Origin of the sequence: Microbulbifer taiwanensis (genome assembly GCF_014904815.1) — a bacterium.
In the GTDB taxonomy this organism is placed as follows: domain Bacteria; phylum Pseudomonadota; class Gammaproteobacteria; order Pseudomonadales; family Cellvibrionaceae; genus Microbulbifer; species Microbulbifer taiwanensis.
Genome location: NZ_JACZFR010000078.1, coordinates 1 through 3,555, shown reverse-complemented (window position 1 = coordinate 3,555; position 3,555 = coordinate 1). Strand labels below are relative to the sequence as shown.

At 45.1% G+C, this 3,555-nt stretch carries 6 protein-coding genes and 1 pseudogene; 1 reads left to right on the top strand and 6 read right to left on the bottom strand.

Going from position 1 to position 3,555, the window contains the following annotated elements:
• A pseudogene (locus tag IG627_RS20995) lies at positions 1 to 146 on the top strand (IS30 family transposase); the annotation flags it as partial.
• Positions 147 to 174: 28 nt separating this feature from the next.
• Here IG627_RS20995 and IG627_RS20990 read toward each other — a convergent pair.
• From IG627_RS20990 to IG627_RS20390, 6 genes are all read right to left on the bottom strand, one after another.
• On the bottom strand, positions 175 to 600 hold the full coding sequence (locus tag IG627_RS20990; protein ID WP_226865498.1) for a hypothetical protein: 426 nt from the start codon (positions 598 to 600) through the stop codon (positions 175 to 177).
• A gap of 136 nt (positions 601 to 736) precedes the next feature.
• Positions 737 to 1,192 (bottom strand): hypothetical protein, encoded by a 456-nt coding sequence (locus IG627_RS20410; RefSeq protein ID WP_193195113.1) that lies wholly within the window; start codon positions 1,190 to 1,192, stop codon positions 737 to 739.
• 151 nt (positions 1,193 to 1,343) lie between these two features.
• Entirely contained in the window at positions 1,344 to 1,646 is a 303-nt protein-coding gene (locus IG627_RS20405; protein WP_193195111.1) for a hypothetical protein, read from the bottom strand.
• 171 nt (positions 1,647 to 1,817) lie between these two features.
• Positions 1,818 to 2,156 carry an HNH endonuclease gene (locus tag IG627_RS20400; RefSeq protein ID WP_193195109.1) on the bottom strand — a complete coding sequence of 113 codons (339 nt, stop codon included), beginning with the start codon at positions 2,154 to 2,156 and terminating at the stop codon, positions 1,818 to 1,820.
• 214 nt (positions 2,157 to 2,370) lie between these two features.
• Positions 2,371 to 2,817 (bottom strand): hypothetical protein, encoded by a 447-nt coding sequence (locus IG627_RS20395; protein WP_193195107.1) that lies wholly within the window; start codon positions 2,815 to 2,817, stop codon positions 2,371 to 2,373.
• 146 nt (positions 2,818 to 2,963) lie between these two features.
• Entirely contained in the window at positions 2,964 to 3,455 is a 492-nt protein-coding gene (locus IG627_RS20390; protein ID WP_193195105.1) for a hypothetical protein, read from the bottom strand.
• Positions 3,456 to 3,555: the final 100 nt, after the last annotated feature.

Sequence of the window (3,555 nt, the reverse complement as noted above, 5' to 3'; positions counted from 1 at the left end):
GCCTGATAAGACAATACCTCCCGAAGGGACAAACGATGATGGGGCTGACGCAGCAACAATGCGATGACATTGCACGAAAGCTCAACACCCGTCCTAGGAAAAGATTTGCGTACAAGACACCAGAGCAAATGTACTATGGTAAGTAACTATTTTTGTCGCGGTTCAAAGTTGATACTAGGTTGCATTCCCCTTTGCTTCGACTATGCGGACCATATAAGGATCGCGCTTGTCACTGTACGCGCATGCGCCATCGGCGACAATCATATTTGGATTATGCAAATATTCTACCGGATTAGAAACAATAGGAATTTCTTTACGGCAATGTTTGCACTTGGGACCGCAGCCTGGCCGAAAATTTCCACCACAATTGCAACTCGGTAATGTCTTGGCAATTTGATCAAGTAGTTCCTGAGACTTTTCATACCATACGAGCCGCTTATCCTCTTCTCGATGTATTACATTTGAACAGCTATCACAAAAGAAATGAGGAAAACATTCACTCATACCACTCGACCGCCACGCTGGTGTTAGCCCATTACAACTTGGACATTTAAGATCGCCAACCCATTGTAACGATCGTTCATATTCAACAATTTTCATGGGCTACTACTTGATGTGATGGAGCAACATAACGCCGCAATCAGACGCGGCCAATTTTGTGCGCATTTTGCGCAATAATGGGAGCGCAGCGACCGCGCAGAAGGCGCACAAAGTTGGCCGTCGGCTGCATTGCTGGTTAGCACTGACGCTGCCTATTCTCTTTGTTTAGGTCTTTAATTCCTGGTGCATTGACTAGAAGTTTACTTCCTAATACCTCCGGCAAGCCAATAAATAAAGTGGCGCTGCTATCCCAACACACAATTTCAAACAAAGAATCCTTTAATTGTTTATCAGGCTCACCATCCCAGAACTCAAGATTACCATCCGCATATGGCTTTTCAGTAGTAAACGGTTTTGTACCTTTTGGAAAAGCTGAAATAACTGCCCATACAAACTGATAGTTAAATTCATTGAGTTTGTCTTCCATCTCTTCTCCGGGCACCCAAGATGGATCATCCAGCTCTGGCCAAGCGCCATCAATATCCGAAATGTGCCAATCGTAATCTTTTAGGTCAATTTCGAGCCACCGCGCCACATCAAGCATACTCGTGTAAAAATCAACCTCCGACGTGTTTTCTTGTATGTAGTTCATTCTTGGCTCTATGTGCTAACGCCCACGGCAGGGGCGGATTACCTTATGCGCGTTTTGCGCAAAAATGGGAGCGAAGCGACCGCGCAAAACGTGCATAAGGTAAGCCGTCCCGCGGAGGCCCGAAGGGCTGTAGCTTCACTGCCCGTGATTGTTATGTTTCTCGGCCTAGCTTCTTTAGTACAAATGTAACACCCAAAGCAGCAAGGACAAACACCACCATAACCTCGTGATTTCCAGTGTTATCTGCCCACCTTTGAGCCTTCTTCTTACTTCCCAAAATGCTAACAAGTACGAGAGGCAACCAGATTACGCCCAAAATTAAGCCAACTGCCAGCGCTGCCTGGCTGTCTGCTTCCTCTCTATAGAAGACGGCAATAGAGATAGCCAAGAGAGATACACCAATAAGGAACAGTAGAACTCTTGAAGATAATTCATCAAATTCTTCTCTTTTCATTCTACTGCTCACGATTACTCCTGAAACATAACGCCCGCAACAGGGGCGACCAATGCTATGCACATTTTGTGCGAAACTGGGAGCGCAGCGACCCGCACAAAATGTGCATAGCGTTGGGCGTCCCGCGAAGGCCCGAAGGGCCGTAGCATCCTGCTTGCGATTGTTAGGGTATTACTCATAGACAGGGAGGTTCCTATCTCGGCGCCATTGCAAATACTGCTCCAAGTTCTTCCCGTGCTTTTCCTTATTGCACTGAAAGCATGCCCAAGTGATATTTGATGGCCAATTGCTTCCTCCCTGAGAGATTGGTGTTAAATGCTCAACCTCTCCGCCTCCATTTAGCACCACTTGGCAATATCTACAGCGATCGCCCAACTCCTGTCTTATTATTTCTAAATCTCGAACTGTAAAGTGACCCTCAGCTTTCATGTCCTGCGCTTTTCTTTTTGCGACTCTTTGCATGACCTTTTCAGGGTTACTTTCATAATGCTTTGCTGTATTTTTTCGCATGCATGCTCTGCAAACTTGTCGCCAAGTAACCTTTCCAGATTTTTGTTTTGTCTGCCCAAAATGTTCCCTACTCAGAGGATGAACGTTGCCACATTTATTGCATTTTTGGTTCATAGTGGTGCCAATTATTGGTGTACCCTAACGCTGCCATAACCGGCAGCCGGAGCGTAGCGTAGGCTGTCCGGCGCCGATAGGCGCGAAGTTCATGGTCTGGTTATATTTCATTTGCGAGAAAGGTGACTATAGCTATGTCACCAACCTCTACTATGAGTTCTACAGTTTTAACACTTTCTGTAGGGAAAAACTCCAAAACAATAGTTTTCCCGCTCACAATCGGGTTCCATGGCCCATTCTCATCTAAAGCTGTTGATATGAGACCGTAGTACTCAAACACGTTCCAGTCGGCATTTTCGAGATTTTTGTAGCCTCGTGAAGCTAGTGGTTTGAATAGGTACTCTCCAAATAGTGAGCGAACTTCGTTGTAATCTGCTTTGTATTGACGCTCTAGATTCTCGCCGTGTTTCTTAATATGACTCTCAAGGTAGCCAGTTTTTCTATCGAGCAGAAAACAGCCAAAAACTCTTCTATAGCCTAGAAAGCACCTAAGTGCGTTAAGGAATCCATCATACTCCGCAGCAATGATTTGGACTTCGTTGTTCATGCACTAACTCAGAAGAAATATAACGCCTTGCCCAGCGGCGTCTTACTTTGTGCACCTTTTGCACGAAAATGGGAGCGCAGCGACCGTGCAAAAGGTGCACAAAGTAAGACGTCGGCTGCAGCAAATTGTTATACGCGACCCTGGCACTATTTTTTGATCATGCACAGTGCTCTTTGCCTCTCTTCGCGTGCACAGTGCGCACCCAAAATTGTATTTTCTACAAACGCACTAATCATAGATCCAGAAACACTCTTCTGGATTCGCTGTCTTGCAGCCCAGACATTATTCTTCCTTTGATAAACGTCTTCCCACCAATCTTCGCCATATCTACCAATGAGCAATTTTTTAATTTTGTAAAATCGCTTTTCGCTATCCGGTGTTTCATCAGAGCCTAAGATACTAGCCCAAATCATTTTCTTTTGGTGCATATTCGGCTTGTAGTTTTGGCCTTTAAGATCCTCTGCCACCTCGGGATGAACAAGCAACCTACCTTTTGCCAGCATATTTTCTACCCACATTGGCTCAGCGAGTTGAAAAGCGAGATTTTTTACTTCTTTTGGGATGTTTGAACAATAACTGCCCCATTCATCAATTTGATAAATTTCGGAAAGTTTATTTGCTAGAGACTCGCTATTCATAATTGCGTATAACGTTGCGCTCTGGGGCAGTTTACTTTATGCACCTTTGTGCGAGAATGCGAACGCAGAGAGCCGCACAAAGGTGCATAAAGTGAACTGT

Bases quoted from the DNA above. Each gene is read 5' to 3' on its own strand.
- IG627_RS20990 (WP_226865498.1), bottom strand. From the start codon at position 600: ATGAAAATTGTTGAATATGAACGATCGTTACAATGGGTTGGCGATCTT.
- IG627_RS20400 (WP_193195109.1), bottom strand. From the start codon at position 2,156: ATGCGAAAAAATACAGCAAAGCATTATGAAAGTAACCCTGAAAAGGTC.
- IG627_RS20395 (WP_193195107.1), bottom strand. From the start codon at position 2,817: ATGAACAACGAAGTCCAAATCATTGCTGCGGAGTATGATGGATTCCTT.
- IG627_RS20410 (WP_193195113.1), bottom strand. From the start codon at position 1,192: ATGAACTACATACAAGAAAACACGTCGGAGGTTGATTTTTACACGAGT.
- IG627_RS20405 (WP_193195111.1), bottom strand. From the start codon at position 1,646: ATGAAAAGAGAAGAATTTGATGAATTATCTTCAAGAGTTCTACTGTTC.
- IG627_RS20390 (WP_193195105.1), bottom strand. From the start codon at position 3,455: ATGAATAGCGAGTCTCTAGCAAATAAACTTTCCGAAATTTATCAAATT.